Consider the following 25140-nt stretch of genomic DNA (forward strand, 5'->3'; position numbering starts at 1 on the left):
GCCCCCGTGGAAGTCTGCTGTCCATTCCTATCGATTTCAGGTTAACGATCGTTTGAGTACAGTGTTCGACTGACGTCGGATCAGAATTCCGACCAATCGTCCTGCGCCACCGCGAGCGCGGTACCGTTGGTGCCGGTCACGCTGCGCTGGCGCGCGCCGCGCGCGATCTCGCGGCCGGCGCTGGCCGCGCGCGACTGCAGCTCGTGGACCGGCGAGGCCGCGGGAACGATCGCGGTCGCGGGTCGGCTCTTGGTCAGGCGAAAGCGTGCCACCTGCGCCGCCAGCTGGGTGGCTTCGTCGGCCAGGCTACGCGCCGCCGCAGTAGCCTCCTCGACCATGGCGGCATTCTGCTGTGTCACCCCATCCATCTCGCTGACCGCCGTGTTGATCTGCTGCAGCCCGGTGGCCTGGTGCTTGGCCGAATTGGCGATCGTCGCCACCAGCGTGCTGATCTCGGCGATCCGGGCGATGATCCGCTCCAGCGCGCTGCCGGTCTCGCTGACGAGGCCGACTCCCGCGTCGACCTGCTCGGTCGAGGCGGTGATCTTGGCCTTGACGTCGCGGGCGGCGTCGGCCGAGCGCTGTGCCAGCGCGCGCACCTCGCTTGCCACCACCGCGAAGCCCTTGCCCGCGTCGCCCGCGCGCGCCGCCTCGACGCCCGCGTTGAGCGCCAGCAGATTGGTCTGGAAGGCGATGCCGTCGATGACGCTGATGATCTCGCTGATTTCGTTGGAGGCGCGCTCGATCCCCCCCATCGCCTCGACCGCGCGACGGACGACGCCGCCGGAATGCTCGGCCTCCTCGCGGGCGCCGGTGACGGCACGGTGCGCGCGATCGGCGCCATCGGCGGTCTCGCGCACGGTGGAGGTGATCTGCTCCATCGCCGCGGCGGTCTCTTCCAGGCTGGCGGCCTGCTGCTCGGTCCGCTGCGAGAGCTCGTCCGACGCGCTGCGAATGTCCGCCGCGCCATTGTCGATGCCCTGGCTGGCCGCGGTCACCGCGCCGAGAACGTCCGACATCGCCTCCATCGCGCGATTGTAGTCGAGGCGCAGACGATCGTAGTCGGCGTAGAAGGCGGTCTCGATACGATAGGTCAGATCGTTCGCGGCGAGCCGCTCGAGCCCCGTGCCGAGCGAAGTGACGACGACCCGTTGCGCCGCCGAGGATTCCTCCAGCGCGACGCCATTGCGGCGGAACACGTCCATCGCCTTGGTCATGCGGCCGACACAGTCGCCGTGATCGGTGTAGCGGATCGGCGTCGTGAAGTCGCCCTTGGCGAGTCCCTCCATGCGCACGACCGTGTCGACGTACGGATCACAGATCAGTTTGCGCGCGACCAGCGTCACGAACACGATCGCGGCCCAGGCGCCGCCCGCGACACCGAGCAGGCGCGCGTCCGCCGTCGCCCACGCCGTGGTTGCCACGGGGACGGCGGCCAGCGCGCCGAAGGCGAGCAGCAGCGCGGTGAATTTCGTCCGGATCGGCGCCTGCGCCTTGAACCAATGAATCATAGGGCTTCCTTCCCACCTTCCCGGGTCGGACCGCGTGGCGGACCACCTTCTCCAAGCTGCCGGTATACCGAATCAACTAAACTTAGGTAAATGTTCTGCTGCATAGAACGCAGGCGCGACGAGCAAGAAGAAGGCGATGTGCCAGAATAAGGATAGATGGTCCGAGCTGACCCAAAGTGACCGCGTCGACCGGGTTCTCGGCGGTTTTTCAGGAAATGCGTAGGAACTCAGGTAAGTCTTGATCCAGGCTGAAGCTGGCAAGTGTCCAGATTAGTGAATCTGCAGGTAACGACGACAACTCACTAAGGTTGATCAAGAAACCGAGAGGTGGCGCGCCCGGAGGGACTTGAACCCCCGACCAAGGAGGTAGAAGCTCCTTGCTCTATCCAGCTGAGCTACGGGCGCCCGCCGATGCGCCTAGCGCGGATTGAAGCCGAAAGGAATGGCCGGCATGATCGCGCGCATGGCCGAGCCCCCGCATACCCCGCCGCCGACCGACGCCGCGCGCGTCGTCGCGGCGCATTTCCGCTACTATGACCTGGTGATGGCGGCGTTCGTCGCGATCCTGCTGCTGTCGAACGTGCTCGGCGCGGGCAAGGTCGCGCGGGTGGCGCTGCCCGGGATCGGCGACTGGCCGTTCGGCGCGGGGATCCTGTTCTTCCCGGTCAGCTATATCATCGGCGACGTGCTCACCGAGGTGTACGGCTATGCGCACGCGCGACGCGTGATCTGGGTCGGCTTCGCGGCCACCGTCTTCATGGCGGCGATGGCCTGGGTGGTGGTGGCGCTGCCGCCCGCGCCCGACTGGGGCAACCAGGCCGCCTATGAGGCGGTGTTCGGCCAGGTGCCGCGGATCGTCTTCGCGAGCATGTGCGCCTTCTGGGCGGGCGAGTTCGTCAATTCCTACGTGCTCGCGCGGATGAAGGTGATGACCGAGGGGCGCCACCTCTGGATGCGCACGATCGGCTCGACCATCGCGGGGCAGGGGGTGGACAGCCTGATCTTCTACCCGCTCGCTTTCCTCGGCGCGCCGGGCTGGACGCCGCACCTGGCGGTGGTCGTGCTGTTCACGCAATGGGCGCTCAAGACCGGCTGGGAGGCGGCCCTGACGCCGCTGACCTATCTAGTGGTCGGCTGGCTCAAGCGGGTCGAGGGCGTCGACGTGTATGATCGCGACACGAACTTCACGCCATTCCGCGCGCGGCTGTGAGCCGGGGGACGCTTCACCGAGCGAGGCCGCTCAGGCGCCCACCGTCTCCAGCAGTCCCTCGAACAACCGGCGCCCGTCATCACCGCCATGCGCCGGCTCGACCCGACGCTCCGGGTGCGGCATCAGGCCGAGCACGTTGCCCTGCGCGCTCAGCACGCCCGCGATGTCGCGCGCGCTGCCGTTGACCGGCTCGGCGTAGCGAAAGGCGACCCGGCCCTCGCCCTCGAGCCGGTCGAGCGTGTCCGCGTCGGCGACGTAGTTGCCGTCATGATGCGCCACTGGGAAGACGACCCGCTCGCCCGCGGCATAGCGGCTGGTGAAGGCGCTCTGCGCGTTGTCGACCGTCAGGCCGACGTCGCGGCAGACGAAGTTGAGCCCGGCGTTGCGCATCAGCGCGCCCGGCAGCAGCCCCGCCTCGGTCAGCACCTGGAAGCCGTTGCACACGCCCAGCACGGGCAGGCCGCGCTGGGCGCCGCTCGCCACCGCCCGCATGATCGGCGACCGCGCCGCCATCGCGCCCGAGCGCAGATAATCGCCGTAGGAGAAGCCGCCGGGCACCGCGACCAGCCCGACGCCCTCGGGCAGCTCGGTGTCGCGATGCCACACCATCACCGGCACGCGCCCGGTCACCCGCTCGAGCGCGACCGCGATGTCGCGATCGCAGTTCGATCCCGGGAAGACGATGACCGCGGTCTTCACGCGCGCTCGATCCGGTAGTTCTCGATAACCGTGTTGGCGAGCAGCTGGCGGCACATCGAATCGACGTCGGCGTCGGACGTGCCCTCGGCGACGTCGAGCTCGATCAGCTTGCCGACGCGCGCGCCGGCGACGCCCTGGAAGCCGAGACCCGCGAGCGCGTGCTCGATCGCTTTGCCCTGAGGGTCGAGCACGCCGGGCTTGAGCGTGACATAGATGCGCAGTTTCATGGCTGCGCGCTATGCCGCGCCGCGCCGTGCGGGGCAACCTCCCACCGCGGCGCGGCCACGATCACTTGCCGCGGCGCTTGCGATGGCTCTCCATGTCGAGCACCGCGGTCTCGCCGCCCTCGGGAAATAGGCCGAGCCGGCGCGCGACCTCCTGATACGCCTCGACCTCGCCGCCCAGATCGCGACGGAAGCGATCCTTGTCGAGCTTCTCGTTCGACTCCATGTCCCACAGCCGGCAGCCGTCGGGGCTGATCTCGTCCGCGAGGATGATGCGGCTATAGTCATTGTCCCAGATGCGGCCGAACTCGAGCTTGAAGTCGACCAGCCGGATGCCGACCCCGGCGAACAGGCCGCTGAGGAAGTCGTTCACCCGGATCGCCAAGTCGGCGATGTCGTGCATCTCGTCCTGGCTGGCCCAGCCGAACGCCGCGATATGCTCGTCCGAGATCATCGGGTCGCCGAGCGCGTCGTCCTTGTAATAATATTCGAGGATCGTGCGGGGCAGCTTGACGCCTTCCTCGATCCCGAGCCGCTTCGACAGCGAACCCGCGGCGACGTTGCGCACCACGACCTCGATCGGGACGATCTCGACCTGGCGGATCAGCTGCTCGCGCATGTTGAGGCGGCGGATGAAGTGGGTCGGCACGCCGATATGGTCGAGCAGCGTGAAGATATGCTCGCTGATGCGGTTGTTGAGCACGCCCTTGCCGTTGATCGTGCCCTTTTTCTGGGCGTTGAAGGCGGTGGCGTCGTCCTTGAAATATTGGATCAGCGTGCCGGGCTCGGGACCCTCGTAGAGGATCTTCGCCTTGCCCTCGTAGATCTGCCGCCGCCGTGCCATCGCTCACCCTCGGAAAAGGAGCGCCCCGGCGGAGCAGGTCGCGCGGCCGGGGCGGGAATCATGCGGCCTATAGGGGAAGGGCGGGGTGGCTGCAAATCGCCTTAGCGGGCGAAGGCGCGCGCGAGCAGTCGCTTGGTCTCGGCCCAGGCGGGGGTGTCAGGCGCGACCAGTTCGACATGACCCGTCGCGGGTACGGTGTGGAGCGTGACGTCGTCTCCCGCTGCCTCGGCGCGGGCGACATAGTCGGTGGCGAGGCGATAGGGGATGATACGATCCTCGCGGCCATTGACGAGGTCCTGCGCTACACCGAGCGGCAGCAGCCGCGGCACCGACGTGTCGGCAAAAGGATCGCCGCGGCCACTGCCGACCAACCGCGCGATCACCTCGGTGCCGCAGCCATTGTCGGGGCTGGCGGCGGTCGCCTCCAGGTCGGGCAGGCCGCCGAGGCTGATGACATGCGCGATCGGCAGCGGGGCCGCGCGGCGCAGCGGGCTGTTCGCGGGAAGGCGGGTTCGTCCCGCCAGCCACAGCGCGAGATGGCCGCCGGCGGAATGACCGACCGCGACGATGCGGCGCAGGTCGAGCCCGAGCGCCGGTTCTTCGGCACGCAGCAGGTCGGCCGCCGAGGCGGCGTCGGCGAACGTGCCGGGATAGCCGCCGCCGGCGCGATCGACGCCGCGATAGTCGATGTTCCACACCGCATAGCCGGCGCGGCGCAGGTCGTCGGCGACCCAGTCCATCAGGCGCCGGTCGGCGATCCCGGTCTGCCAGCAGCCGCCGTGGACCATCAGCACGGTGCGATACGGCCGCGCGCCGCCGCTGGGCAGCCACACGTCCACCTTCTGCATCGCGTCTTCGCCATAGGAGAGCGTCCGGTCGGGCGACGGGCGCGAGCGCCCGGTCAGGTCGGCCCAGGTGAGCGGTCGGTGCGGCGCGATCGGGGCGGTCATCGGCGCGGAGCATGACGCGAGCAGCAGCGCGGCGGCAAGCCCCACGCGCGTCACGACGAGGCCTCGCTCGGGGTGCGGGTCGGCGCGGGGGCGGGGCGCTTGCCACGCTCGCGCCACAGCGCGGGCAAGGTCAGCAGCGCCACGCCCGCCACCGCGCAGAGCGTCCGCGCCCAGACCGGGAAGGGGCCGTAGCGCTGGTCGACGTAGTACACGCCGTAGACGATCGCGACGTGCCACACATAGACGTAGAGCGAGTGCCGGCCGAGCAGCCGCAGGAAGGGCATCGAGAACAGCCCGCGCACGACTCCGGCGACTTGCCGCACCCAGGCACGCGCGTGCTGCGGGCCGGCGATCGTCAGCCACGCCAGCCCGATCGCTACCGCGGCGAAATTGATGAGATAGACCAGGCTGAAGTCGGCGCGCACCTCGAGCAGCTCAATCCGCTTGATCACCGTGTCGGACAGGATGCCGCGGGCGGTGAGCAGCCGAATCGGCAGGAAGAACAGGCACACCGCCAGCGCGATCTTGGCGACGCCGCTGGCGTCCGGGCGGAACAGCCGGTGCCACTCGATCCGGCCCGAGGCGGTCAGTGCGCCCGCGATCATCCCGGAGAAGAACACGATCTGCCAGCCAAGCAGGTTGAAGCCGGCGCGCAGCCCCTGACCGTCCGAGGCGGTGAACCACCGGCCGAGCGGATCCGTCAGCGCGTGCTGGAAGCCGAGCTGCCCGGCCAGCCACAGCAATCCCGAGACGGTCGCCACCAGCGCGACCCGCCCATCGAGGCACAATTTCAGGATCGGCGGTGCCACCAGCATGTAGAGGACATATTGCGGTAGGATGTCCATCACCGTCGGTTGGAACACGAAAGTGGCGATCGCGAACAGCCGCAACGGCTCGCCGGTGAGGCTGGTATGGCCAAGCCAATTGCCCCACAGCCGCGCCGCGTCGGGCAGCACCAGCCGCGCGAGCAGCACCGCGATAACGATCCCCATGGCGTAGCGATACAGCTCGAAGGCACGCGCCCAGACCAGCCGGCTCGCCGCGGGCGCGCCGAGCTTGAGCATCTTGCGGCCATACACCAGCCCGATCATCAGCCCGGACAGGAAGACGAAGCCCTGTGCGTCCTCGACATAGGCGAATTGATTGTGATTGATCCGCTGCAACCACAGCTCGCCCTGGAAGACGAGATGGTTGATCAGCATGAAGACGAGGAAGAAACCGCGCAGGCCGTCGATCAATCCGTAACGTGGCAAACAGCGGCTCCCGTGCGCGGCGTGGGTGCGCGGCGGCCCGAGGCGCACCGGCGCACCCGCGTGTAGCGCACGATCCGCGCCGATCGATCCCGCCGCGCCTCCGCTCGTCCCGGAAAGCGCGGCGGTGATCGCTCAGCGCGCGCGCTTCGGGGCCGCTCGCCAGGGCGCGGCGAAGCGTCGGCGCTGCAAGGCAGCGATCCCCGCGATCAGTGATTCGACGAACGTATGGACACCGCCGGACAGCGTCTCGTGATGGCGGGCAAAGGCTTCGCTCTCGAAATCCATGTTCATGACCGTCCTCCATCGCTGGAGCCTCTCGTATACACTTCGCAGGTGCAGCATGCCAACAAAGAGCTGGCCCGCGTTGATAAGTGACGCTTATGCTACAAACATGCGCGAGCTCCCGCCGCTCGCCGCCGTCCGCGTGTTCGAGGCCGCGGCGCGTCACGAGAATTTCACCGCCGCCGCGGGCGAGCTGGGGATGACCCAGGCAGCCGTGAGCTATCAGATCCGGCTGCTCGAGCAGCGACTCGGGGTGCCCCTGTTCCGCCGCGAGCGCCGCCGCGTCACGCTCACCGAGGCGGGGCGTCGTGCCGGCGCGCAGCTCGCCGCGGCGTTCGATTCGATCGACGCCGCCTTCGCCGGGCTGCGCGCCGAGGACGAGGCGGTGCTGACCGTCTCGGTCACCAACACCTTCGCCAACACCTGGCTGGCGTGGCGGCTCGGCGGCTTCCACCTCGCGCATCCGTCGACCGCGGTGCGGCTGTGGACCAGCAACGCGCTCGCCGACTTCGCGGCCGATGAGGTGGACGTCGCGATCCGCTCCGGGCCGGGCGGCTGGCCGGGGCTGGCGCAGCACGAACTGCTGCCGCTCGACTTCACGCCGATGTGCTCGCCCGGCTTCCTCGCCGAGCAGGGCGGGCGGCTCGATCCCGTCGACCTGCTCCAGCTGCCGCTGATCAGCGCGCAGGATCCGTGGTGGGCGCAGTGGCTGCGCGAGGCCGGGCTCGACGTGGTCCAGGCGCGGCGGACCGGCATGCGACTCGACTCGCAGGCGCATGAGGGGCACGCCGCGATCGCTGGGCAGGGGGTGGCGATGCTGACGCCCTTCTTCTGGCACAACGACCTCGTCGCCGGGCGGTTGGTGCGACCCTTCGCGCAGCTCTCGTCGATGGGGGAGGCCTATTGGCTGGTCTACCCGGAGGCGCGCGCGAAAGTGCTCAAGATCCGGCGGTTCCGCGAGTGGCTGATCGAGGCGCTGGACCGCGACCGTGCCGCCGCTGGCGGCTGAGCCGACCCGCCACGGCCGCGGAACGGTTGTGGAACAGGGGCGTGCGCTGCTAGCAGCCTGAGCCATGGCGACCGACGCGACCGCTCTTCCCCCCGACAACCCGCCCGTCGGCGTGCTCGACGCGCCTTTCGACAGCGCGCTGTCCGAACGATACCTCGTCTACGCGCTCTCGACGATCACCGCGCGCTCGCTGCCCGACGTGCGCGACGGGCTCAAGCCGGTCCACCGCCGGTTGCTGTGGGCGATGCGGCTGCTGCGGCTCGATCCCGCGGCCGGCTACAAGAAGTGCGCGCGCGTCGTCGGCGACGTGATCGGCAAGTACCATCCGCACGGCGACCAGTCGGTCTATGACGCGATGGTGCGGCTCGCGCAGGATTTCGCGCTGCGCTATCCGCTGGTCGACGGCCAGGGCAATTTCGGCAACATCGACGGCGATAACGCCGCGGCCTATCGCTACACCGAGGCGCGGCTGACCCAGGTCGCGATCGACCTGATGGACGGGCTCGACGAGGACGCCGCCGAGTTCCGCCCGACCTACAACGGCGAGGAGCAGGAGCCCGAGCTCTTCCCCGGCGCCTTCCCCAATCTGCTCGCCAACGGCGCGGCCGGGATCGCGGTCGGCATGGCGACCAGCGTGCCGCCGCACAACGCCGCCGAGCTGCTCGAGGCCGCCATCCTGCTGGTCGACAAGCCGGATGCCGACGATGCCGCGATCCTGCAGCATGTCAGTGGCCCCGACTTTCCCACCGGCGGCCTGCTCGTCGACGCGCCCGCGATCATCGCCGAGGCCTATGCCACCGGACGCGGTGCGTTCCGCGTGCGCGCACGCTGGGCGGTCGAGCGCGAGAAGGGCGGCGGCTGGACGATCGTCGTCAGCGAGATCCCGTACGGCGTGCAGAAGGGCAAGCTGATCGAGCAGATCGCCGCGCTGATCAACGACCGCAAGCTGCCGATCCTCGCCGACGTGCGCGACGAGAGCGACGCCGAGATCCGGCTGGTGCTCGAGCCGCGCAGCCGCACCGTCGATCCGCAGGTGCTGATGGACGGGCTGTTCCGCCTCTCCGACCTGGAGACGCGCATCCCGCTCAACCTCAACGTGCTCGACAAGGACCGCACGCCGCGCGTGATGTCGCTGCGCGAGGCGCTGGCAGCCTGGGTCGAGCATCAATTCGTGGTGCTGCGCCGGCGTACGGAGCACCGGCTCGGCAAGATCGCCGACCGGCTCGAGCTGCTCGGCGGCTATATCATCGCCTTCCTCAACCTCGACCGCGTCATCGAGATCATTCGCACCGAGGACGAGCCCAAGGCGGTGATGATGGCCGAGTTCGCGCTCACCGATCGCCAGGCCGAGGCGATCCTCAACATGCGGCTGCGCTCGCTGCGCCGGCTGGAGGAGATGGAGCTGCGCCGCGAGCGCGACGCGCTGACCAAGGAGCAGGACACGCTCACCCAGCTGCTCGGCTCGGAGGCGCGCCAGCGGACCCGGCTCAAGCGCGACTTCGCCAAGGTACGCGACCGCTACGGCAGCGAGACCAAGCTCGGCGCGCGCCGCACCACGATCGAGGAACAGGCCGCCGCGCGCGAGATCCCGCTGGAGGCGATGATCGAGCGCGAACCGATCTCGGTCATCCTGTCAGAGCGCGGCTGGATCCGCGCGATGAAGGGACATGTCGACCTCTCCGCACCCGAGACGATGAAGTTCAAGGAAGGCGACGGCCCCGCCTTCGCCTTCCACGCGCACACCACCGACAAGCTGCTGCTGGCCGCGGGCAACGGGCGCTTCTTCACGCTGGCGGCGGATAAATTGCCCGGCGGCCGCGGCTTCGGCGAGCCGGTGCGCGCCTCGATCGACCTCGACGGCAGCGTGCCGATCGTGGCGCTGCTGCGTGCCGGCGCGGCCGAGCGGCTGCTGGTGGCGGCGAGCGACGGGCGCGGCTTCCTCGTGCCGAGCGCCGAGGTGATCGCCGAGACCCGCAAGGGCAAGACGGTGATGACTCCCAAGCCTGGGGCCCGGCTCATCGTGGTCCGTCCCGTGGCGCCGGGGGACGACTTCGTCGCGGTGATCGGCGACAATCGCAAGCTCGCGCTGTTCCCGATGGTCGACCTGCCCGAGATGACGCGCGGGCAGGGGGTTCAGCTGCAGCGCTACCGCGAGGGTGGGCTCGCCGACGCGCGCACCCTGGTGTTCGCCGAGGGCCTGAGCTGGGCGATGGGCGGGGGCAGCGGGCGCGTGCGCACCGAGCCCGACCTGTCGGCGTGGCGGACCGCGCGCGGCGCGGCCGGCCGGATGCCGCCCAACGGCTTTCCGCGCGACAATCGCTTCTGACCTCCGCCCTCGGCGGGTCGGCGAAGCGTCCCATCCCGGCACGTTGACGGATGACAGCTAAATACAACCGATACGGCCCAACTTGCTTTCCGTAAGCCGGCCTTAACCGTTGCGATCTAGGACAGATCGTGATGGCAACGCGCTCTCCCCTGCTGGTGACGGCATCGGCCGACTCGAATCCCGCCGTGCACGACCGCGCCGCGGTTGCACCCGGCTTGGGCCTGTCCGCGGCGAACGGCTCGCTCGAGCTCGTGCCGATCCCGCTGGTGATCGCGCGCCTGCGCGCCGGGCGAGTCGATTATGAGAACAGCAACCCCGCCTTCGTGCGCGCGGGTCTGCAACAGGAACGCGCGATCGACCCGCTGATCGCCTCGTTCCTGCGGACGGGCCATGACCAGGCCGAGATCAACTGGTCGACCGGCGAGACGGTGGAACGGCGCCATTATCGCCTCAGCTTCGCGCTGATCCCTGATCGGCCCGAGCCCACCGCGGTGGTCTCCTTCGTCGACCAGACCGCCGAGGTGCGCACCGAGGAGACGCTGCGTCGCGAGATGGCGACCGACAGTCTCACTGGTCTGCCTAACCGCGGCGGCTTCACCGACTCGCTTGAGGCGATGATCGAGGAAGGCGCGGCGCGCTGGGCGGTGCTGATGATCGACCTGGCGCGATTCAGCCGCTTCAACGCCTGCCTCGGCTCGCTCACCGGCGACGAGCTGCTGATCACGGTGGCGCGGCGGATCAAGGGCGCGCTGCGCAGCCGCGACGTGCTGGCGCGCACCGGTGGCGACGAGTTCGGCGTGCTGCTCACGATCGACCAGGACGATTACGAGGCCGACCATGTCGCGCGCCGCATCCGCGAGGCACTGGCCACGCCGTTCCGGCTGAGCGACTTCGAGCTGCGCGTCTCCTGCGCCATCGGCATTGCCTTCGGCGACTCGGCCACCGACGACGCCGAGGACGTGATCCGCCACGCGCAGGTGGCGATGAAACGATCCAAGGCGACGAAGAGCGCCGAGGCCTACCAGACCCGCGCGCTCGACAGCGCGCGCGAGGAGTTCGCGATGGAGACCGCGCTGCGTCGCGCGATCGAGAACGAGCAGCTCCATCTCGTCTATCAGCCCATCCTCGATCTCACCTCGGGCAAGGTCAGCGGATTCGAGGCGTTGGCGCGCTGGACCGACGAACAGGGCACCAACGTGCCGCCGGTGCGCTTCATCCCCGTGGCCGAGGAATCGGGGCTGATCATCCCGCTGGGCCGCTGGGCCGTCGACACCGCGATGCAGACGCTCGCCGGCTGGGACCGGCGCTGGGGCGGCGAGTGCGGCGCGGCAGTGGCGGTCAACGTCTCGCCGATCCAGCTGCAGCGCGATTCGATCCCCGGCATGGTCGAGCGCGCGCTCGGCGGGGCGGGGCTCGGCGGTGGGCGGCTGAAGCTCGAGCTGACCGAGAGCGCGATCATCGCCGATCCCGATCGGATCGCGGGCGTGCTGATGGCGCTCAAGGAGCTCGGCACCGTGATCGCGATGGACGATTTCGGTACCGGCTTCTCCAACCTCGCGTCGCTCCACACGCTGCCGATCGACCTGCTGAAGATCGATCGCAGCTTCGTCACCGGCATGCTGACCGACCGGGACCAGCTCGCCATCGTGCGCGCGATCCTCGGTCTGTCCAAGGCGCTGGGGATGGACACGGTGGCGGAGGGGATCGAGACGGTGGAGCTGGGGCAGACGCTCGGCGCGCTCGGCTGCACCTTCGGCCAGGGCTATGCCTATGCCCGTCCGCTCGACGCCGAGGCGGCCTATGCCTTCCTGGTCGCGCGCAACACCTGAGCGACTTCCCCGTCGGCGATCGCCTCGGCGCGGGCGGCGTCGGGGAAGCCCTCGGCGACCCAACGATCCTCGACCCGTCTGAGCACGTGCGCCACCTCGGGCCCGCGCGTCAGCCCGCGTGCTACCAACGCGCCGCCGCCGATCGGCAGGGTGGGGGGCGTCCAGTCGCGGAGCGGGGCGGGGTCGGCCCCGGCGAGCAGCAGCCGGTCGAGCGCGCTCGCGGTGCCGACGCGGTAGCCGAGCGCGCGCGCACCCTCGTCACCGGCACCCGCGCTCGCCTGCACCAGCCGCTTGCGGTCGGCGTTCGAGAGCTTCAGCCGCGCACCCACTCCCTCGGCGGCGTCGGACGGGAGCAGCGCGGCGAGGCGGCGGATCGGATCGGGCGCGACCCCGGCGGCATGCTCGCGCTCGGCCACGGCGCCGAGCCGCGCCACGCCGTCGCGGTCGATCTCGGGCAGGACCGGCCGGAAGATGCCGCTGTCGTGCATCAGCCGCACCGCCGCGACCGCGCCGGGAGCGACGAGCAGCTTGAGCAGCTCGGCGGCGACGCGCTCGCGGCTCAGTGCCATCAGGTCGTTGGCGCGCGCGACGCAGGCGGCGAGTCCGTCGGCGTCGATCGTATCGCCGAAGCGCGCGTGGAAACGGAAGAAGCGCAGGATGCGCAGATGATCCTCGGCGATCCGGCGATGCGGGTCACCGATGAAGCGGACCCGCCGCGCGGCAAGGTCGTCGAGCCCACCGAAATAGTCGTGGACCGCGCCGCTGACCGGGTCGGCGTAGAGCGCGTTGATCGTGAAGTCGCGCCGCGCCGCGTCCTCACGCCAGTCGTTGGCGAAGGCGACGACCGCGTGGCGCCCGTCGGTGGCGACGTCGCGCCGCAGCGTCGTCACCTCGACGACCGAGCCCTCGCTGACCGCGGTGATCGTGCCGTGCGCGATCCCGGTCGGCACCGAGCGGATCCCGGCGCCCTCGAGCCGGCGCACCACCTCTCCCGGTACGAAGGGAGTGGCGAGGTCGATGTCGGCGACGTCGAGCCCCAGCAAGGTATCGCGCACCGCCCCGCCGACGTAGCGCGCGTGACCGCCGGCGGCGTCGAGCGCGCGCTCCAGCGCCGCGAGACCCGGGCGGGTGCGCCACGGCGCGTCCGGCAGCGTCACGCCGCCCATCGCAGCCGCCGCGACAGGTTGACGATCATCCCCGCGGTGGCGCCCCAGATGCGGCGCTCGCCCCATAACAGCTCGACGTAGGCGCGCTCGCGTCCCTGGAAGGTGGCGGTGCGCGCGTTGTGATTCGCGGCATCGAGCAGGAAGTCGAGAGGCACCTCGAACACCGCCGCTACCTCGGCCTCGCTCGCCACCAGCGGCAGATCGGGTGGTACCACCCCGACCACCGGCGTGACGCAGAAGCCGGTGCCGGTGCGATAGCGGTCGGACGCGCCGATCACTTCTACCGCTTCCCGCGGCAGCGCGATCTCCTCCTCGGCCTCGCGCAGCGCGGCGGTGACCGCATCCTCGCCGGGATCCAGCCGGCCGCCCGGGAAGGCGACCTGGCCGGCGTGACGGCGCAACGTCTCGGTCCGCTGTGTCAGGATCACGCCAGGGCGCGCACGGTCGGTCACCGCGACCAGCACCGCCGCCTCGGTCAGCGCGGCGACGCCCGAGAGGTCACCGTCGTCGCCCGCGATCAGCGCGGTCGCCTCGTTCGACACCAGGGCAGCGGCGAGCTTCTCGGCCAGCGTCATCGGGGCTGGAGCGCGAAGAAGGCGCCCGCGCTCCACACACCCGGCGGCGTGTCGTCCGCCGCGAGCGCGCGCTCGGCGAGCTCATAGTAGAGCGGCCGCGCCACCAGCGCCTCCAGCCCACCGCGCACCAGCAGATAGGGGCGAGGGCCGTCGTCGCGCTCGACGAAGCGCAGCGGGTGATCGGCCGAGGCGGTGACCACGTCGCCGGTGTTGAGCCGGAAGGCGAGGGTCGAGCCGCGGCCCTCGCCCTCAGCCTTGAGCTCGACCGCGACGAACGCCGCGTCCTCCACCGCGATGTCGAGCTTCTCGACGGGGGTGACCAGCACGTGAGCGCCGTCGGGCTCGCGGCGCAGGATGCGGCTGAAGGCGCGCACCATCGCGGCGCGCGTGATCGGGCTGCCCTGATGGTACCAGGTGCCGTCGCGCGCGATGCGCATCTCGCTGTCGCCGCAATGGGTCGGGTTCCAGCGCTCGACCGGGGGCAGCTGGTCGCTCTCGGCCAGACGCGCGATATCGGCGACGGACAAGGAGCTGAAATCGGGCGGGGGTGCCATCGGCATGCGCGCCAGTTAGGGCGCGCGGAGCCGGCGGTAAAGGTTCAGGCGGCGGCGGTGACGCGTGGCGCGATCTCGCCCGCGCCGTGCGGCACCCCGGCACCGCGGGCGAGCAGCCGATGGCGCTCGACCGGCCCCGGCAGCCGCCAGTCGGCGGTGGCCGCCGCGCTGAAGCCGAAGAAGCGGCCGTAATATTCCGGGTCCCCGATCAGCATGAGGTCGAGCCCGCGCGAGTCGGCGGCGGCGAGCGCGGCGGCGGTCAGCCGCCGCCCGAGGCCGCCCTGCTGCCGCTCGGGAGCGACGGCGACGGGACCGACCAGCACCAGCGGTATCTCGCTGCCGTCGTCGCCGAGGAAGCGCACCGGCCAGCACTGGATCGTGCCGAGCAGCGCCCTGTCCTCGATGACCGCGAAACTCAGCTCCGAGAGCGGTGCGGTGCCGGCACGCAGCCGATAGGCGGTGCGGGCGTGCCGATCGGGGCCGAAGGCGCGGTCGAGCAGCGACTCGACCGCCGCCGCTGTCACCGTCTCGATCGCCACCAGCTCGGCCACAGCATGTTCCCTCGCACCCGGCGGGGGACGCGGGGCGCGCGCGCTTTAGCGGGACCGTGCCCGAACGCAACCGCGATCGCCCCCGAATCGCCACGATCGTGCCATCGCCGCGCCGCGCTGGACTCGGAGAGCGACCGCGTCCACCTGCGCCCGCTGGCATGAGCGGCCGCGGCGCGGCCGAGCGCGGGAGCCCGAAGATGGACGACGACACGCTGGAGCTGGAGGTCCATGACCTGGTGGTGCAGGTGCTCACCGGCATCTACTCGGAAGAGACTCACCTGCCGCAGCCGCTGCGGATCTCGCTCAACGTGCTGCTCGATGCCCCGGCGCGCTATGCTCCCGACACGCCGCTGAGCGCCTCCAAGAACTACCTCGATCTGCGCCACGCCGCGACCGACGCACTCGCCACGGCGGGTCACTTCACCCTGATCGAGGCGGTGGCGGACCATATCGCCGAGACGCTGTTTCTACAGGATCGACGCGTCCGCCGAGTCACGGTCAAGATCGTCAAACTCGCCATCGCCGAGGCGGGCGAGTCGATCGGCATCACCCTCGTGCGGCATCGCCGCTGATCGAGGTCGTGTTCGTCCCATTTCGGCACGGCCCGAGCTGCTCGATCACGTAGCGATAATCGGCTTGCGCCTGGGCCGAATCGTCCGGCTCGAGCGAGGCGGTGGCGCGCTCGGGCAGCGTCGGAGGCAACGCGCAGGCGAGCCGATACCACAGCAAGGTGTCGCGGCCCGGCGCCGCCGCGGCATCGTCGATGATCTCGGTGAGCGCGACCGACCAGCGCGGTTGCTCGCCGGGCCGCCGCAGGATCGACAGCGCGGCGGGGCGATTGTCCTCGGTAACGAGGAAGATCTGCGTCTCGCCCTCGCCGGGCAGCGCGCCGGGCACGTGGAAGGCGCTGCGGATGTCGGTGATGATCGGCGGCGCGTCGGGCGCGCTGGCCTCCTTGGCAATCTGTCGCGCTAGCGAATCGGTCGCCGGGCTCCAGTCGCGCTGGGCTCCCGGCGTGACGAGCTGCACCTGGTCGGGCCGCCCCGCGACCGGGCGTGCGAAGGCGAGCACGCGGCGCTTCTTCAGGTTGGGTGCGCGGCCCCGCCAATCCGGGGCAGCGTCGACCACCCAGCCGACCCGCTGCGGGATCGCACTCGTCCCGCGTACCAGCGTGCCGACGTCGGCCTCGACGTAGAAGCGCGTATGCCCCGGCGCGAGACCGGCCGCCTCGTCGCCCTTGATCTTGGCGGCGGAGCGAATCGTCGCGTCGATGATCAGCGGGCTCTGCACCACCAGATCGGCGAGCGAGGCATAGTCCACCGCGGGTGCAGTGGCGGGCGCCGGCGCTCCCTGTGCGGCGAGCGACGCCGGTGCCATCGAGGAAAAAGCGAGCATGATCGCGAGCAGCGCGAAGGGGGCTCGCCTCGGGGATCGAATCTGGCGTAGGATCATGGCTGCTGGGTACGTGAACCTGCCTGAACGATACAGAAATAAATCTGTCGCCGTTCGTTTGTACGTTTGTTGCGCCCGACAAAGCGTTTGCGTCCCCAAAACGGGCGCGATAGGACTCGACGGTCTGTGGCCTGCCCCAAGGGATGCTACGGAACGGTTAACAACCCAGGCCGGATCCGCTCCGGCCACCCAAGGGCCGCAGGATGAGGGAGTTTCGTTGCTGAATGGCCTATTCTGACCAGAAGATGAGCGGAGGGAAGATCGGCGCGCTGGTGATCGTCGCGCTGATTCACATCGCTCTCGGCTATGCCTTCGTTACCGGCCTCGCGACAAATTTCGTCAAGAAGCAGGTTGAGAAGCTGAACACGTTCGACGTCGAGGAGCCACCGCCCCCGCCGCCGGACGAGCCGCCGCCCCCGCCGCCCGACGTGCCGATGACGCCGCCGCCGGTGGTGTCGCCGCCGCCGATCGTGCAGAATCCGAACCCGCCGCCCGTGACGGTCGCGACGGTTCCGACTCCGCCGCCGGTCTATGTGCCGTCGCCGGTCGTCGCACCGCCGGCGCCACCCGCGCCACCGGCGCCGCCGAACCCGATCAGCAAGGCGGCCGGTCTGAAAGGTAACCCGGGCCAGTTCTTCGGTGCCGACAATTACCCGCCCTCGGCCATCCGCGCCGGCGAGCAGGGGCGTGTCGTCGCCAAGCTGACCGTGGGAACGGACGGCCGCGTGACCGACTGTTCGGTGACGACGTCGAGCAACTCCTCGGCGCTCGACCAGGCGACCTGCCGCATTGCCAAGTCGCGCGTGCGTTTCTCGCCCGCGCAAGATGCTGCCGGCAATCCGATCGCGTCCAGCTACACCCTTCCGGTGCGCTGGGTGCTTCCGGAGAATTGATCCGCGTGAACGTGGCGACGCGGATGCGTCTGCCGACAACATTTTGGCTTAAGGAAGACGAAGAATGATCATCAACATCCTCGCCGCGGGTGGGGCCGCGGCAGCCGAGAACCAGTTCGGCCTGCAGCAGGCGCTCAAGGAAGGCGGCATCATCTCGCAGTCGGTGTTCACCATCCTGGTGATCATGTCGGTGGTGTCGTTCTACATCCTGTTCTCGAAGCTGTTCGAGCAGCAGAAGATCATCAACCAGGCGAAGCGCGTGCGCTCCAACTTCTGGACCAGCAACTCGCTGCGCGAGGGTTCGGCCAAGCTCGACAAGAACTCGGCGTACAAGCAGCTGGTCGATGATGGCCTGGCGGCGCAGGAGCAGCACTCGAAGCTGACCGATCCGATCGAGGCGCATGACTGGCTGCACGGTTCGCTGGCGCGCTCGGAAGCCGCGATCAACTCGAAGCTCGGCGGCGGTCTGGCGTTCCTGGCGACCGTGGGCGCGACGTCGCCGTTCATCGGTCTGTTCGGGACCGTCGTCGGCATCTATCGCGCGCTCATCAAGATCGGCGCGTCGGGCGATCCCTCGATCGACAAGGTCGCGGGTCCGGTCGGTGAGGCGCTCATCATGACGGCGCTCGGCCTGGTCGTCGCCGTGCCGGCGGTGCTGGCGTACAACTGGCTGCAGCGCCGCAACAAGTCGATCTCGGAGGACCTGTCGGCCTTCTCGAACGACGTGCTCGGCTTCCTGGCATCGAACGGCGCGGTGCGCCCGTCGCTCGGCACCACCCCGGCGAAGGCCCCGGTGAAGCCGGCCACGGCGACCGCGACCGCCGGCCAGGCCGGTGGCGTGCAGACCCGCCCGTAAGGCAAGGGTATAAGGCGGGGTCCCCTCGGTGCGACCCCGCCGATCACCGGCCGCCGCTCTGCCGCTCCGCGACGGAGCGGGGCGAGGCGGAACGAAGGAATAGGAAAGCCTGATCCATGGCGATGAGCGTTGGCGGTGACTCCGCTACTGAAAAACCGATGTCGGACATCAACACGACGCCCCTCGTGGACGTCATGCTGGTGCTCCTCATCATCTTCCTGATCGCGGTCCCGGTTGCCATCCAGACGGTGAAGGGCATCACGCTCCCCAACGTCCGGTTCGATCCGACCACGACCAAGCCAGAGAACGTCTCGCTGTCGGTCACCGCGGCGGACGGCGCCTGCAAGGTCTATTGGGGCGTTACCCCGGTGACCCACCAGGAGCTGCTCGATCGCGCCGTCGCGAAGCTGAAGGCCGAGATCGATCGGCAGGGCGGGCCGGGCAATCCCGACCTCGAGCTGCCGGAAGCGCACGTGCGTGCCGACGTCAACACGGACTGGCGCTGCGTGGCCGGAACGATCTACAACATGCAGATGGCCGGCTTCGCGAAGGTCGGATTCATCTCGCAGCCGAAGACCGGCGAGGCCGGCTGAGGCCGAGGGACAGGAGTAGCTGACATGGCAATGAGTGCAGGCCGCGACGATGGCGAGCCGATGATGGAGATGAACACGACGCCGTTGATCGACGTCATGCTCGTGCTCCTCATCATGTTCATCATCACCCTCCCGGTTCCGACGCACGCGGTGAAGGTCGACCTCCCGGTCAATGATCCCAACCAGCGCAAGCCCCCGGTGGACCCGGTCAAGAACAAGATCGCGATCGACGCGGCGGGCAGCGTCACCTGGAACGGCACGCCGGTGAACTCGACGGTGTTGCGCCAGTATCTTGACCAGTCGGCGGCGATGACCCCGGAGCCCGAGCTGCAGTTCCAGCCCGATCCGGCGACGCGCTATTCGGTGGTCGACCAGACGCTGGCCGACATCAAGCGCTCGAACATCACGAAGCTGGGCTTCGTCGGCAACGAGCAATTCTACAAGGAATTCTGAGTCGGTTTCCGGTTCGGTGAAGCGACAGGGCGGTCCCGCGGGGCCGCCCTTTCTGTTTGATCGCGGCGCGGTCAGCGCCTGCGCTGCGGGCGGAGTGGACCAACGGTCACGCCGAGCGGCGTAGCGCGGTGAGCGCGTGCGACGGCGCCGGCGTCGGCTCGTCGAGGCAGAAGCGGTCGATCTGTTCGGTCATCGTCCGTACCAGCGCGTCGAGCCGGCGCACCGCCGCGGTCGCCTCCTCAACCACCGCGACATTGTCCTGCGTCGTGCCATCCATCTGCGCGACCGCATCATTGACCTGCTGGAGACCGATCGACTGCTCGCGCGCGGCGTGCGAGATAGCGGCGACGAGCTCGGCGGCCTCGATCACGCGCGCTTTGATCCGCGCTAGCGCGTCGCCGGCTTGGTGACGAGTCCGACCCCGGTATCGACCTGGCGGACCGACGCGGTGATCCGCGCCTTGACGTCATGTGCCGCGTCGGCGGATCGCTGCGCCAAGGCGCGCACTTTGCTCGCCACCACTGCGAAGCCGAGCCCGGCGTCGCCGGCGCGTGCGGCCTCGATCCCGGCGTTGAGCGCGAGCAGGCTGGTCTGAAACGCGAAGCCGTCGATCACGCTGATGATCTCGCCGATCTCGGCGGATGATTGCTCCAGCGCGATCATCGCTTCGGTCGCGCGCCGCACCGTGTTGCCCATCTGCTCGGCGTCGACGCGTGCATCGGCGACCATGGTGTTAGCCACACCCGCGATGTCGGCGGTCTCCTGCACCGTCTGGGTGATCTCGTGCATGGCTGCGGCGGTGGTGGCGAGCGAGGCGGCCTGTCCCTCCGTGCGTCGCGAGAATCGTCCGACGCCGCGCGGAGCGTGTCCGCGCTGGTGGCGAGCTCGGCGGTGCTGCTGCGTACCGTCGCCAGCGCGGCCCCAATCGCCCCCATCGCCACGTTGAGGTCGCCGCCAAGCGTGGCGAATTCGCCCGCCATGGCCTGATCCACCCGTGCGCTGAGATCGCCGTGCGCGAGTGACGCGAGTGTACGACCGATCTGCTCGACGATCTGGCGCGCCTGTTCGCGCTTCGCCGCTTCCGCCAGCGCGAGCTGACGCTGCAGGTCGGCCAACGACTGCGCCATCTGGCCGATCTCGTCGGAGCGGCCTAGCATTGTCACGGTTACCGGCGCGTGCCCCGCAGCGAGCTCATACATGCTCAAGCGCCAGGATAACACTGCGCCGCGTGATGATCAGGCCGGCGACCAAACCACAGCCGGTGAGCAGCAAGACTGCCGCGATCAGCCTGCGGCCGGCCCGTAGCTCGACCGCCTCCGCGTCGGTGCGCAGCGTGCCGGTGCGGGCGGTGAGCGACTCGATCTCGGCGTCGGCGACCCTGGACGCAGCGCGCTCGGCGGGCCGAACCTCGCGATGCAAGCGCCGGAGGGCGCCGTGGCGATCGCCGCGCTGCGCCTGCCGCGCCACCGCCTGAAGTGCGTCGAGCACGCGGTAGGAGAGGGCGAAATAGCCTGGCGGCAGCGTGTTGCCGGCGCCGTGTCGGAGAGTCCGGAGGCCGGCCCGCATCGTGCGCGATCGTGAGGCGAACTTTCGCAGGATGATCGGCAGCTCGGCCGGTTCGTCCTCGGTGACGAGGTTGAGCGCGTCGCGCTGGAGCGAGCGGCTGAGCGACCGGATTTCACTGAGAAGGACCACACGGTCCTGAGTCGTCGCGGCGACAGCGTTGACGTCGTGTACCTGTCGCGCGGCGCACCAGGTGAAGCCGGCCAAGAGCCACAGCAGCGCCAACGCGCCGAGGAGTGGCGTGAGCAGGCGGGCGGTGACGCTGCGTTTCAGCAGATTGTCTCGATGCCGGTCGTGCGGTGATGTTGCGGGAAGGGACATGCCGGTGGATGAGGATGAGAATGTCACGAGCGGGTCCGTTCGGTTGGTCTCTTTCTCCGCGCGCTAGCTTTCCGGTCGATCTGGGGCAAATGGCTGTGAAGCTCATGTTGATAATGACGTTATGGAACGATGACTTCGATTTTCCATCAAAATGCGACCTGCCTTTCAGTATCGCGTCCGGGCTGTGACATAATTAAGAAGGGCGGGCATTCTCTAGTTACTTGGTTAAGCTGGACTCGCGACACGGAGGGTCGATCAGCTTGCACCGCGCTCACTTACCCATTTCAGTGATTACAAGAGGCGGGCGCCCCGCGCAGATCCCGTTGCATGGCTGTCAGAAAAGTGACATGATGCTGTCACAAAAACGTAACCGGGACAACTGTCCGGGGACATAGGAGATAGGATCATGCGCACCTCGGGATGGGTCGCCGTCGCCACGCTCGTCGCGCTCGTGGCCGGACCCGCGGCCGCCAAGGACCGGGTCGGCTACCAAGCGATCTCGGCCGGCAGCCTCGCTGAGGCGGAGCAGACGATCGACGCGGAGCGCGCGATCTTCCCGACCCGCCCCGAGCTGATGCTCAATCTCGCCGCCGTGTACGCGCGGACCGGACGGGTCACGCAGGCGCGCTCGCTCTATGGCCAGGTGCTGGATCAGGAGCCTGTCGCGATGGACCTGGCGGATGGCAGCGTGCAATCCTCGCACGCGCTCGCACAGCGCGGCCTGTCACGTCTGGGGTCGACGATCGCCTCGCGCTGACCCGCTGCTCACGTGTGCCCGTGGCGGCAAAATTACAGTAGTTACCGGTGCGCAACAGTCACGGCGGGTGTGTCGAGCGTTCTGCGACGACAACGGCATCTATCAGCGGAGCAGGGGCGCAAGCGCGCGCTCGCCTATCGTGGTCGGTTGATCGTACCGAAGGCGGTCACAGTGGGATCGCGGTATCTGCCAATACCGCTGGATCGATGCGGGCGCCCGCGCTGACCAGGGCTTTCCCGCGGGCGAAATCGCGCACCGCATTGACGCAATCCAGCGCGATCACCCGGCCGGCGCGGCGATAGATCACGCTGAAGCGGCGGTTCGCCGGTGCGCCACGAACGATCGCCTCGTCGTGCCCGGCGGAGAGTCCGACCGTCTGAAGCCGCAGGTCATATTGGTTCGACCAGAACCACGGCACCGCCGCGTACGGCTCGTCGGTTCCGGTCAGGTGTTTGGCCACGGTGCCGGCCTGGTCGGTCGCGTTCTGGACCGACTCGAGCCGCACCAGGGCACCGCCAGCGTAGGCGTTGCGGTGCGCGGCGGCATCGCCGATCGCGTAGACGTCGGGGAGGCTGGTACGGCAGAGCGGGTCGACGATCACGCCGTCACCGCCCTCGGCGCCGGCGGCGAGCAGCGGTGCCACGGCGGGGATCAGGCCGATGCCGACGATCACCATCTCCGCCGGGATCCGTTCGCCGTCGCCGAGGCGCACGCCCGCTGACGCACCGTCGCTCGCGACGACCGACTCCACCTCCGCGCCGAGTCGCACGTCGACTCCGTGCGCGCGATGCTCGGCCGCGTAGACGTCAGCGAGCGCGGCGCCGGCGACGCGGGCGAGCAGGCGCTCGCGCGCCTCGATCACGGTGACCTGGCGGCCCAGCGCGGTCAGTACTGCCGCCGCTTCCAGCCCGACATAGCCGCCGCCGACCACCGCGACTCGTTCCACGCGCGACAGTTCGGCGATCATGCGATCGACGTCGGCGCGGCAGCGGACGGTGTGGACACCCGCCAGGTCGTGGCCCTCGCAGGCGAGCCGTCGCGCGCTGCCCCCCGCCGCCCAGATCAATCGATGGTAGTCGATCACACGACCGTCCCCGAGGGTCACATGCCGCGCCGAGGCGTCGACCGCGACCACCGCCCGTCCCAGCAGCAGCGTGATGTCGCGCTCGTGCCAGAAGGTGGCAGGACGGATGAGCATGCGTTCGAACGCGCGCTCACCGGCCAGATACTCCTTCGAGAGCGGCGGGCGCTCGTAAGGGAGCTCGGGCTCGGCGCCGATCAGCAAGATGGTGCCATCGAAGCCGCGCTGGCGCAGCGCCGCGGCGGCCGCCGCGCCGCCGTGGCCGGCGCCGACGATCACCACGTCATAGCGCTGCCTGTCGTTCCGTTCGCCGTCGCCCACGCCTGCCTCCTCGTCCATGGCCGGCGTCCCGCATGCGGGATGCAGCGCGCGGGTGGCAAGCGCGCGTTGCGTTCGTCACCACGCGGGTGCTAGCCGCGGTGGGTGACGACATCGCCCGCATCGCCTGAGCCGTTCCCGACGCGCACGCAGCGCCTCCGCTCCGCCACCGACGTGGCGCACCGTCGACTCGATGATACGATCATGGCGCTCGACCCTTTCGGCGATCGCTCGCGGTACGCGCGCCTGCTCGCGATCCACCGCGACTTCCACGCGCTGATCGCGCCGCTCTACGCCGCACCGAGCCTCGCCGCGCTAATCCCCGACCTGGCCGCCCGCGCGCGCCTCTCGGCGGTGGAGCAGGATGCCGCCGACCTCCACGTCCCGCTCGCGCCGCCGCCGCCGCCGCGCTTTGCCGCCGAAGTCGCGCCGGACCGCGGCACCGCGATCGGCTGGCTCTATGTCGCCGAGGGGTCGAGCCTGGGCGCGGCGATCCTGCTCAAGGCGGCGATGACGCTGGGCCTCGGGCCAACCTTCGGCGCGCGCCACCTCGCCGGCCATGCCGACGGCCGCGCGCGCCACTGGCGCAGCTTCACCGCGGCGGTGGACGCGGTCGCCCTGTCGGCCGGGGAGGAGGAGCGCGCGGAAGAGGGCGCGCGCGAGGCGTTCGACGCGGTCGCCGCGCTGGTGCGACGCGCCGCGCCGTAACGCACCGTTTCGTTTCGCCGCGCTTGCCAGCGTCCGCCCGCGCCGCCACCTCCTCCCGGTAGCGAGGCGCCGACGGCGCGGGAGTAGCACATGAAGAAGATCGGTTTCCTGTCGTTCGGCCATTGGTCGCCGACGGCGCAGTCGGCGACGCGCTCGGCCAGCGACGTGCTGTTGCAGTCGATCGAACTGGCTGAGGCGGCCGAGCAGCTCGGCGTCGACGGCGCTTACTATCGCGTCCACCATTTCGCACGGCAGCTCGCCTCGCCGTTCCCGCTGCTCGCTGCCGTGGGGGCCCGCACCAAGCGGATCGAGATCGGCACCGGCGTGATCGACATGCGCTACGAGAACCCATTCTACATGGCGGAGGATTCGGGTGCGGCCGACCTGATCGCGGGCGGGCGGCTCCAGCTCGGCATCAGCCGCGGCTCGCCCGAGCAGGTGATCGAGGGGTGGCGCTACTTCGGTTATGCGCCGGGCGAGGGCGAGAGTGACGCCGACATGGGGCGCCGTCACGCCGAGGTCTATCTCGAGCTGCTGAAGGGCGAGGGGTTCGCCCAGCCCAACCCGCGGCCGATGTTCCCCAACCCGCCGGGGCTGCTGCGGCTCGAGCCGCACCCGGCGGGGCTGCGGCGACGCATCTGGTGGGGCTCGGCGTCGGACTCGACCGCGGTCTGGGCGGCGCGGCAGGGGATGAACCTGCAGAGTTCGACGCTGAAGAAGGACGAGAGCGGCGAGCCGTTCCATGTCCAGCAGGCGCGCCAGATTCGCGCCTATCGCGCGGCCTGGGCCGAGGCGGGACACGACTGGGCGCCGCGCGTCTCGGTGTCGCGCTCGATCTTCGCGCTCGTCGACGATTGGGACCGCGCCTATTTCGGCCAGGCCGGCGGCGACGATCAGGTCGGCGTGATCGACGCCATGCGCGCGGTGTTCGGCCGCTCCTACGCCGCCGAGCCGGACCGCCTCGTCGAGCAGCTGCGCGCCGACGAGGCGATCGCCGAGGCGGACACGCTGCTGCTCACCGTGCCCAACCAGCTCGGCGTGGACTATAACGCGCACGTGCTCGAGGCGATCATGACTCATGTCGCGCCGGCGCTCGGCTGGCGCTGACCCACTCCGACGAGACGCGCGTGCCGCGGTGGCTTGACCGTTACGGCAGGGTGCG

The 25140-nt window shown here is 69.6% G+C and carries 28 protein-coding genes, 1 tRNA gene and 1 pseudogene; 12 read left to right on the plus strand and 18 right to left on the minus strand.

The window, feature by feature from the left end; genetic code table 11:
• Window positions 1–80 precede the first annotated feature (80 nt).
• Both FHY02_RS01435 and FHY02_RS01440 read right to left on the minus strand, forming a co-directional pair.
• Complete coding sequence (locus FHY02_RS01435) at window positions 81–1511, minus strand: methyl-accepting chemotaxis protein (protein WP_183919807.1); 1431 nt, start codon at window positions 1509–1511, stop codon at window positions 81–83.
• A gap of 328 nt (window positions 1512–1839) precedes the next feature.
• Window positions 1840–1916, minus strand: a tRNA-Arg gene (locus tag FHY02_RS01440).
• A 58-nt stretch (window positions 1917–1974) separates the two neighbouring features.
• On the opposite strand from FHY02_RS01440, the gene FHY02_RS01445 reads away from it, so the two are divergent.
• Entirely contained in the window at window positions 1975–2721 is a 747-nt protein-coding gene (locus FHY02_RS01445) for a queuosine precursor transporter (protein ID WP_183921368.1), read from the plus strand.
• A gap of 30 nt (window positions 2722–2751) precedes the next feature.
• On the opposite strand, the gene purQ is transcribed toward FHY02_RS01445, so the two are convergent.
• The 6 genes from purQ to FHY02_RS01475 all read right to left on the minus strand — a co-directional run bounded on the left by purQ (window position 2752) and on the right by FHY02_RS01475 (window position 6982).
• Window positions 2752–3420, minus strand: coding sequence for a phosphoribosylformylglycinamidine synthase subunit PurQ (gene purQ / locus FHY02_RS01450; RefSeq protein WP_183919809.1), 669 nt, complete (start codon window positions 3418–3420; stop codon window positions 2752–2754).
• Complete coding sequence (gene purS / locus FHY02_RS01455) at window positions 3417–3647, minus strand: phosphoribosylformylglycinamidine synthase subunit PurS (protein WP_183919811.1); 231 nt, start codon at window positions 3645–3647, stop codon at window positions 3417–3419. The genes purQ and purS overlap by 4 nt, the downstream gene beginning before the upstream one ends.
• Before the next feature lie 61 nt (window positions 3648–3708).
• A complete protein-coding gene (purC, locus tag FHY02_RS01460) occupies window positions 3709–4488 on the minus strand; it encodes a phosphoribosylaminoimidazolesuccinocarboxamide synthase (protein ID WP_132907417.1) in 780 nt (259 codons plus the stop codon).
• 101 nt (window positions 4489–4589) lie between these two features.
• Window positions 4590–5492 carry an alpha/beta hydrolase gene (locus FHY02_RS01465; protein WP_311731710.1) on the minus strand — a complete coding sequence of 301 codons (903 nt, stop codon included), beginning with the start codon at window positions 5490–5492 and terminating at the stop codon, window positions 4590–4592.
• Window positions 5489–6691, minus strand: a complete 1203-nt coding sequence (locus tag FHY02_RS01470; protein WP_183919813.1) for an OpgC family protein — start codon at window positions 6689–6691, stop codon at window positions 5489–5491. The genes FHY02_RS01465 and FHY02_RS01470 overlap by 4 nt, the downstream gene beginning before the upstream one ends.
• Before the next feature lie 132 nt (window positions 6692–6823).
• Entirely contained in the window at window positions 6824–6982 is a 159-nt protein-coding gene (locus FHY02_RS01475; protein ID WP_183919815.1) for a hypothetical protein, read from the minus strand.
• A gap of 100 nt (window positions 6983–7082) precedes the next feature.
• On the opposite strand from FHY02_RS01475, the gene gcvA reads away from it, so the two are divergent.
• From gcvA to FHY02_RS01490, 3 genes are all read left to right on the plus strand, one after another.
• Window positions 7083–7982 carry a transcriptional regulator GcvA gene (gene gcvA / locus FHY02_RS01480; protein WP_183919817.1) on the plus strand — a complete coding sequence of 300 codons (900 nt, stop codon included), beginning with the start codon at window positions 7083–7085 and terminating at the stop codon, window positions 7980–7982.
• 64 nt (window positions 7983–8046) lie between these two features.
• Window positions 8047–10308, plus strand: coding sequence for a DNA topoisomerase IV subunit A (parC, locus tag FHY02_RS01485; protein ID WP_183919818.1), 2262 nt, complete (start codon window positions 8047–8049; stop codon window positions 10306–10308).
• Window positions 10309–10439: 131 nt separating this feature from the next.
• Window positions 10440–12137: a bifunctional diguanylate cyclase/phosphodiesterase gene (locus tag FHY02_RS01490; protein ID WP_183919820.1), complete on the plus strand. Its 1698-nt coding sequence runs from the start codon at window positions 10440–10442 to the stop codon at window positions 12135–12137.
• On the opposite strand, the gene FHY02_RS01495 is transcribed toward FHY02_RS01490, so the two are convergent.
• Genes FHY02_RS01495 through FHY02_RS01510 form a run of 4 tightly spaced genes read right to left on the minus strand, consistent with a single transcriptional unit; the run spans window position 12107 to window position 14983 of the window.
• Window positions 12107–13303 carry a CCA tRNA nucleotidyltransferase gene (locus FHY02_RS01495; protein ID WP_183919822.1) on the minus strand — a complete coding sequence of 399 codons (1197 nt, stop codon included), beginning with the start codon at window positions 13301–13303 and terminating at the stop codon, window positions 12107–12109. The two genes, FHY02_RS01490 and FHY02_RS01495, sit on opposite strands and share 31 nt — an antisense overlap.
• The gene (locus FHY02_RS01500) at window positions 13291–13878 is read right to left on the minus strand and encodes a CoA pyrophosphatase (protein WP_183919824.1); all 588 of its coding nucleotides are present in this window, start codon (window positions 13876–13878) and stop codon (window positions 13291–13293) included. Before FHY02_RS01500 ends, FHY02_RS01495 begins: the two co-directional genes overlap by 13 nt.
• Window positions 13875–14438 (minus strand): DUF1285 domain-containing protein, encoded by a 564-nt coding sequence (locus FHY02_RS01505; RefSeq protein WP_183919826.1) that lies wholly within the window; start codon window positions 14436–14438, stop codon window positions 13875–13877. The genes FHY02_RS01500 and FHY02_RS01505 overlap by 4 nt, the downstream gene beginning before the upstream one ends.
• A 38-nt stretch (window positions 14439–14476) precedes the next feature.
• On the minus strand, window positions 14477–14983 hold the full coding sequence (locus tag FHY02_RS01510) for a GNAT family N-acetyltransferase (protein ID WP_183919828.1): 507 nt from the start codon (window positions 14981–14983) through the stop codon (window positions 14477–14479).
• Between the two features lie 197 nt (window positions 14984–15180).
• Between FHY02_RS01510 and FHY02_RS01515 the strand changes: the two genes are divergently transcribed.
• Window positions 15181–15555 carry a dihydroneopterin aldolase gene (locus FHY02_RS01515; RefSeq protein ID WP_183919830.1) on the plus strand — a complete coding sequence of 125 codons (375 nt, stop codon included), beginning with the start codon at window positions 15181–15183 and terminating at the stop codon, window positions 15553–15555.
• Here FHY02_RS01515 and FHY02_RS01520 read toward each other — a convergent pair.
• Complete coding sequence (locus tag FHY02_RS01520) at window positions 15530–16435, minus strand: hypothetical protein (RefSeq protein ID WP_183919832.1); 906 nt, start codon at window positions 16433–16435, stop codon at window positions 15530–15532. The two genes, FHY02_RS01515 and FHY02_RS01520, sit on opposite strands and share 26 nt — an antisense overlap.
• A gap of 224 nt (window positions 16436–16659) precedes the next feature.
• On the opposite strand from FHY02_RS01520, the gene FHY02_RS01525 reads away from it, so the two are divergent.
• From FHY02_RS01525 to FHY02_RS01540, 4 genes are all read left to right on the plus strand, one after another.
• On the plus strand, window positions 16660–17328 hold the full coding sequence (locus FHY02_RS01525) for an energy transducer TonB (protein WP_183919834.1): 669 nt from the start codon (window positions 16660–16662) through the stop codon (window positions 17326–17328).
• Between the two features lie 64 nt (window positions 17329–17392).
• Window positions 17393–18184, plus strand: a complete 792-nt coding sequence (locus tag FHY02_RS01530) for a MotA/TolQ/ExbB proton channel family protein (RefSeq protein ID WP_183919836.1) — start codon at window positions 17393–17395, stop codon at window positions 18182–18184.
• Between the two features lie 116 nt (window positions 18185–18300).
• A complete protein-coding gene (locus FHY02_RS01535; protein ID WP_183919838.1) occupies window positions 18301–18777 on the plus strand; it encodes a biopolymer transporter ExbD in 477 nt (158 codons plus the stop codon).
• A gap of 24 nt (window positions 18778–18801) precedes the next feature.
• Window positions 18802–19230, plus strand: coding sequence for a biopolymer transporter ExbD (locus tag FHY02_RS01540; RefSeq protein WP_183919840.1), 429 nt, complete (start codon window positions 18802–18804; stop codon window positions 19228–19230).
• 106 nt (window positions 19231–19336) lie between these two features.
• Here the strand turns inward: FHY02_RS01540 and FHY02_RS01545 are convergent, their stop codons facing one another.
• The 4 genes and pseudogenes from FHY02_RS01545 to FHY02_RS01560 form a co-directional block, all read right to left on the minus strand.
• Complete coding sequence (locus FHY02_RS01545; protein WP_183919842.1) at window positions 19337–19600, minus strand: hypothetical protein; 264 nt, start codon at window positions 19598–19600, stop codon at window positions 19337–19339.
• A 17-nt stretch (window positions 19601–19617) separates the two neighbouring features.
• Complete coding sequence (locus FHY02_RS01550) at window positions 19618–20019, minus strand: methyl-accepting chemotaxis protein (protein ID WP_260172551.1); 402 nt, start codon at window positions 20017–20019, stop codon at window positions 19618–19620.
• Between the two features lie 350 nt (window positions 20020–20369).
• Window positions 20370–20429: pseudogene (locus tag FHY02_RS23405) on the minus strand (hypothetical protein); the annotation flags it as partial.
• Window positions 20422–21114 carry a hypothetical protein gene (locus FHY02_RS01560; protein WP_183919848.1) on the minus strand — a complete coding sequence of 231 codons (693 nt, stop codon included), beginning with the start codon at window positions 21112–21114 and terminating at the stop codon, window positions 20422–20424. The pseudogene FHY02_RS23405 and the gene FHY02_RS01560, both read right to left, overlap by 8 nt.
• Before the next feature lie 406 nt (window positions 21115–21520).
• Here FHY02_RS01560 and FHY02_RS01565 point away from each other — a divergent pair, with 406 nt between their 5' ends.
• Window positions 21521–21871: a tetratricopeptide repeat protein gene (locus FHY02_RS01565; RefSeq protein WP_183919850.1), complete on the plus strand. Its 351-nt coding sequence runs from the start codon at window positions 21521–21523 to the stop codon at window positions 21869–21871.
• 166 nt (window positions 21872–22037) lie between these two features.
• On the opposite strand, the gene FHY02_RS01570 is transcribed toward FHY02_RS01565, so the two are convergent.
• Window positions 22038–23291 carry an NAD(P)/FAD-dependent oxidoreductase gene (locus FHY02_RS01570; protein ID WP_183919852.1) on the minus strand — a complete coding sequence of 418 codons (1254 nt, stop codon included), beginning with the start codon at window positions 23289–23291 and terminating at the stop codon, window positions 22038–22040.
• A gap of 84 nt (window positions 23292–23375) precedes the next feature.
• Here FHY02_RS01570 and FHY02_RS01575 point away from each other — a divergent pair, with 84 nt between their 5' ends.
• Complete coding sequence (locus tag FHY02_RS01575) at window positions 23376–23978, plus strand: biliverdin-producing heme oxygenase (protein WP_183919855.1); 603 nt, start codon at window positions 23376–23378, stop codon at window positions 23976–23978.
• 90 nt (window positions 23979–24068) lie between these two features.
• On the plus strand, window positions 24069–25085 hold the full coding sequence (locus FHY02_RS01580) for an LLM class flavin-dependent oxidoreductase (RefSeq protein ID WP_183919857.1): 1017 nt from the start codon (window positions 24069–24071) through the stop codon (window positions 25083–25085).
• The last annotated feature ends 55 nt before the right edge of the window (window positions 25086–25140 follow it).

This window comes from Sphingomonas sp. BK069 (assembly GCF_014193405.1).
Lineage (GTDB): Bacteria > Pseudomonadota > Alphaproteobacteria > Sphingomonadales > Sphingomonadaceae > Sphingomonas.

Bases quoted from the DNA above. Each gene is read 5' to 3' on its own strand.
- FHY02_RS01435 (WP_183919807.1), bottom strand. From the start codon at position 1,511: ATGATTCATTGGTTCAAGGCGCAGGCGCCGATCCGGACGAAATTCACC.
- FHY02_RS01445 (WP_183921368.1), top strand. From the start codon at position 1,975: ATGGCCGAGCCCCCGCATACCCCGCCGCCGACCGACGCCGCGCGCGTC.
- purS (WP_183919811.1), bottom strand. From the start codon at position 3,647: ATGAAACTGCGCATCTATGTCACGCTCAAGCCCGGCGTGCTCGACCCT.
- purC (WP_132907417.1), bottom strand. From the start codon at position 4,488: ATGGCACGGCGGCGGCAGATCTACGAGGGCAAGGCGAAGATCCTCTAC.
- FHY02_RS01475 (WP_183919815.1), bottom strand. From the start codon at position 6,982: ATGAACATGGATTTCGAGAGCGAAGCCTTTGCCCGCCATCACGAGACG.
- gcvA (WP_183919817.1), top strand. From the start codon at position 7,083: ATGCGCGAGCTCCCGCCGCTCGCCGCCGTCCGCGTGTTCGAGGCCGCG.
- parC (WP_183919818.1), top strand. From the start codon at position 8,047: ATGGCGACCGACGCGACCGCTCTTCCCCCCGACAACCCGCCCGTCGGC.
- FHY02_RS01490 (WP_183919820.1), top strand. From the start codon at position 10,440: ATGGCAACGCGCTCTCCCCTGCTGGTGACGGCATCGGCCGACTCGAAT.
- FHY02_RS01495 (WP_183919822.1), bottom strand. From the start codon at position 13,303: ATGGGCGGCGTGACGCTGCCGGACGCGCCGTGGCGCACCCGCCCGGGT.
- FHY02_RS01500 (WP_183919824.1), bottom strand. From the start codon at position 13,878: ATGACGCTGGCCGAGAAGCTCGCCGCTGCCCTGGTGTCGAACGAGGCG.
- FHY02_RS01505 (WP_183919826.1), bottom strand. From the start codon at position 14,438: ATGCCGATGGCACCCCCGCCCGATTTCAGCTCCTTGTCCGTCGCCGAT.
- FHY02_RS01515 (WP_183919830.1), top strand. From the start codon at position 15,181: ATGGACGACGACACGCTGGAGCTGGAGGTCCATGACCTGGTGGTGCAG.
- FHY02_RS01520 (WP_183919832.1), bottom strand. From the start codon at position 16,435: ATGATCCTACGCCAGATTCGATCCCCGAGGCGAGCCCCCTTCGCGCTG.
- FHY02_RS01525 (WP_183919834.1), top strand. From the start codon at position 16,660: ATGGCCTATTCTGACCAGAAGATGAGCGGAGGGAAGATCGGCGCGCTG.
- FHY02_RS01530 (WP_183919836.1), top strand. From the start codon at position 17,393: ATGATCATCAACATCCTCGCCGCGGGTGGGGCCGCGGCAGCCGAGAAC.
- FHY02_RS01535 (WP_183919838.1), top strand. From the start codon at position 18,301: ATGGCGATGAGCGTTGGCGGTGACTCCGCTACTGAAAAACCGATGTCG.
- FHY02_RS01540 (WP_183919840.1), top strand. From the start codon at position 18,802: ATGGCAATGAGTGCAGGCCGCGACGATGGCGAGCCGATGATGGAGATG.
- FHY02_RS01550 (WP_260172551.1), bottom strand. From the start codon at position 20,019: ATGCACGAGATCACCCAGACGGTGCAGGAGACCGCCGACATCGCGGGT.
- FHY02_RS01560 (WP_183919848.1), bottom strand. From the start codon at position 21,114: ATGTCCCTTCCCGCAACATCACCGCACGACCGGCATCGAGACAATCTG.
- FHY02_RS01565 (WP_183919850.1), top strand. From the start codon at position 21,521: ATGCGCACCTCGGGATGGGTCGCCGTCGCCACGCTCGTCGCGCTCGTG.
- FHY02_RS01570 (WP_183919852.1), bottom strand. From the start codon at position 23,291: ATGGACGAGGAGGCAGGCGTGGGCGACGGCGAACGGAACGACAGGCAG.
- FHY02_RS01580 (WP_183919857.1), top strand. From the start codon at position 24,069: ATGAAGAAGATCGGTTTCCTGTCGTTCGGCCATTGGTCGCCGACGGCG.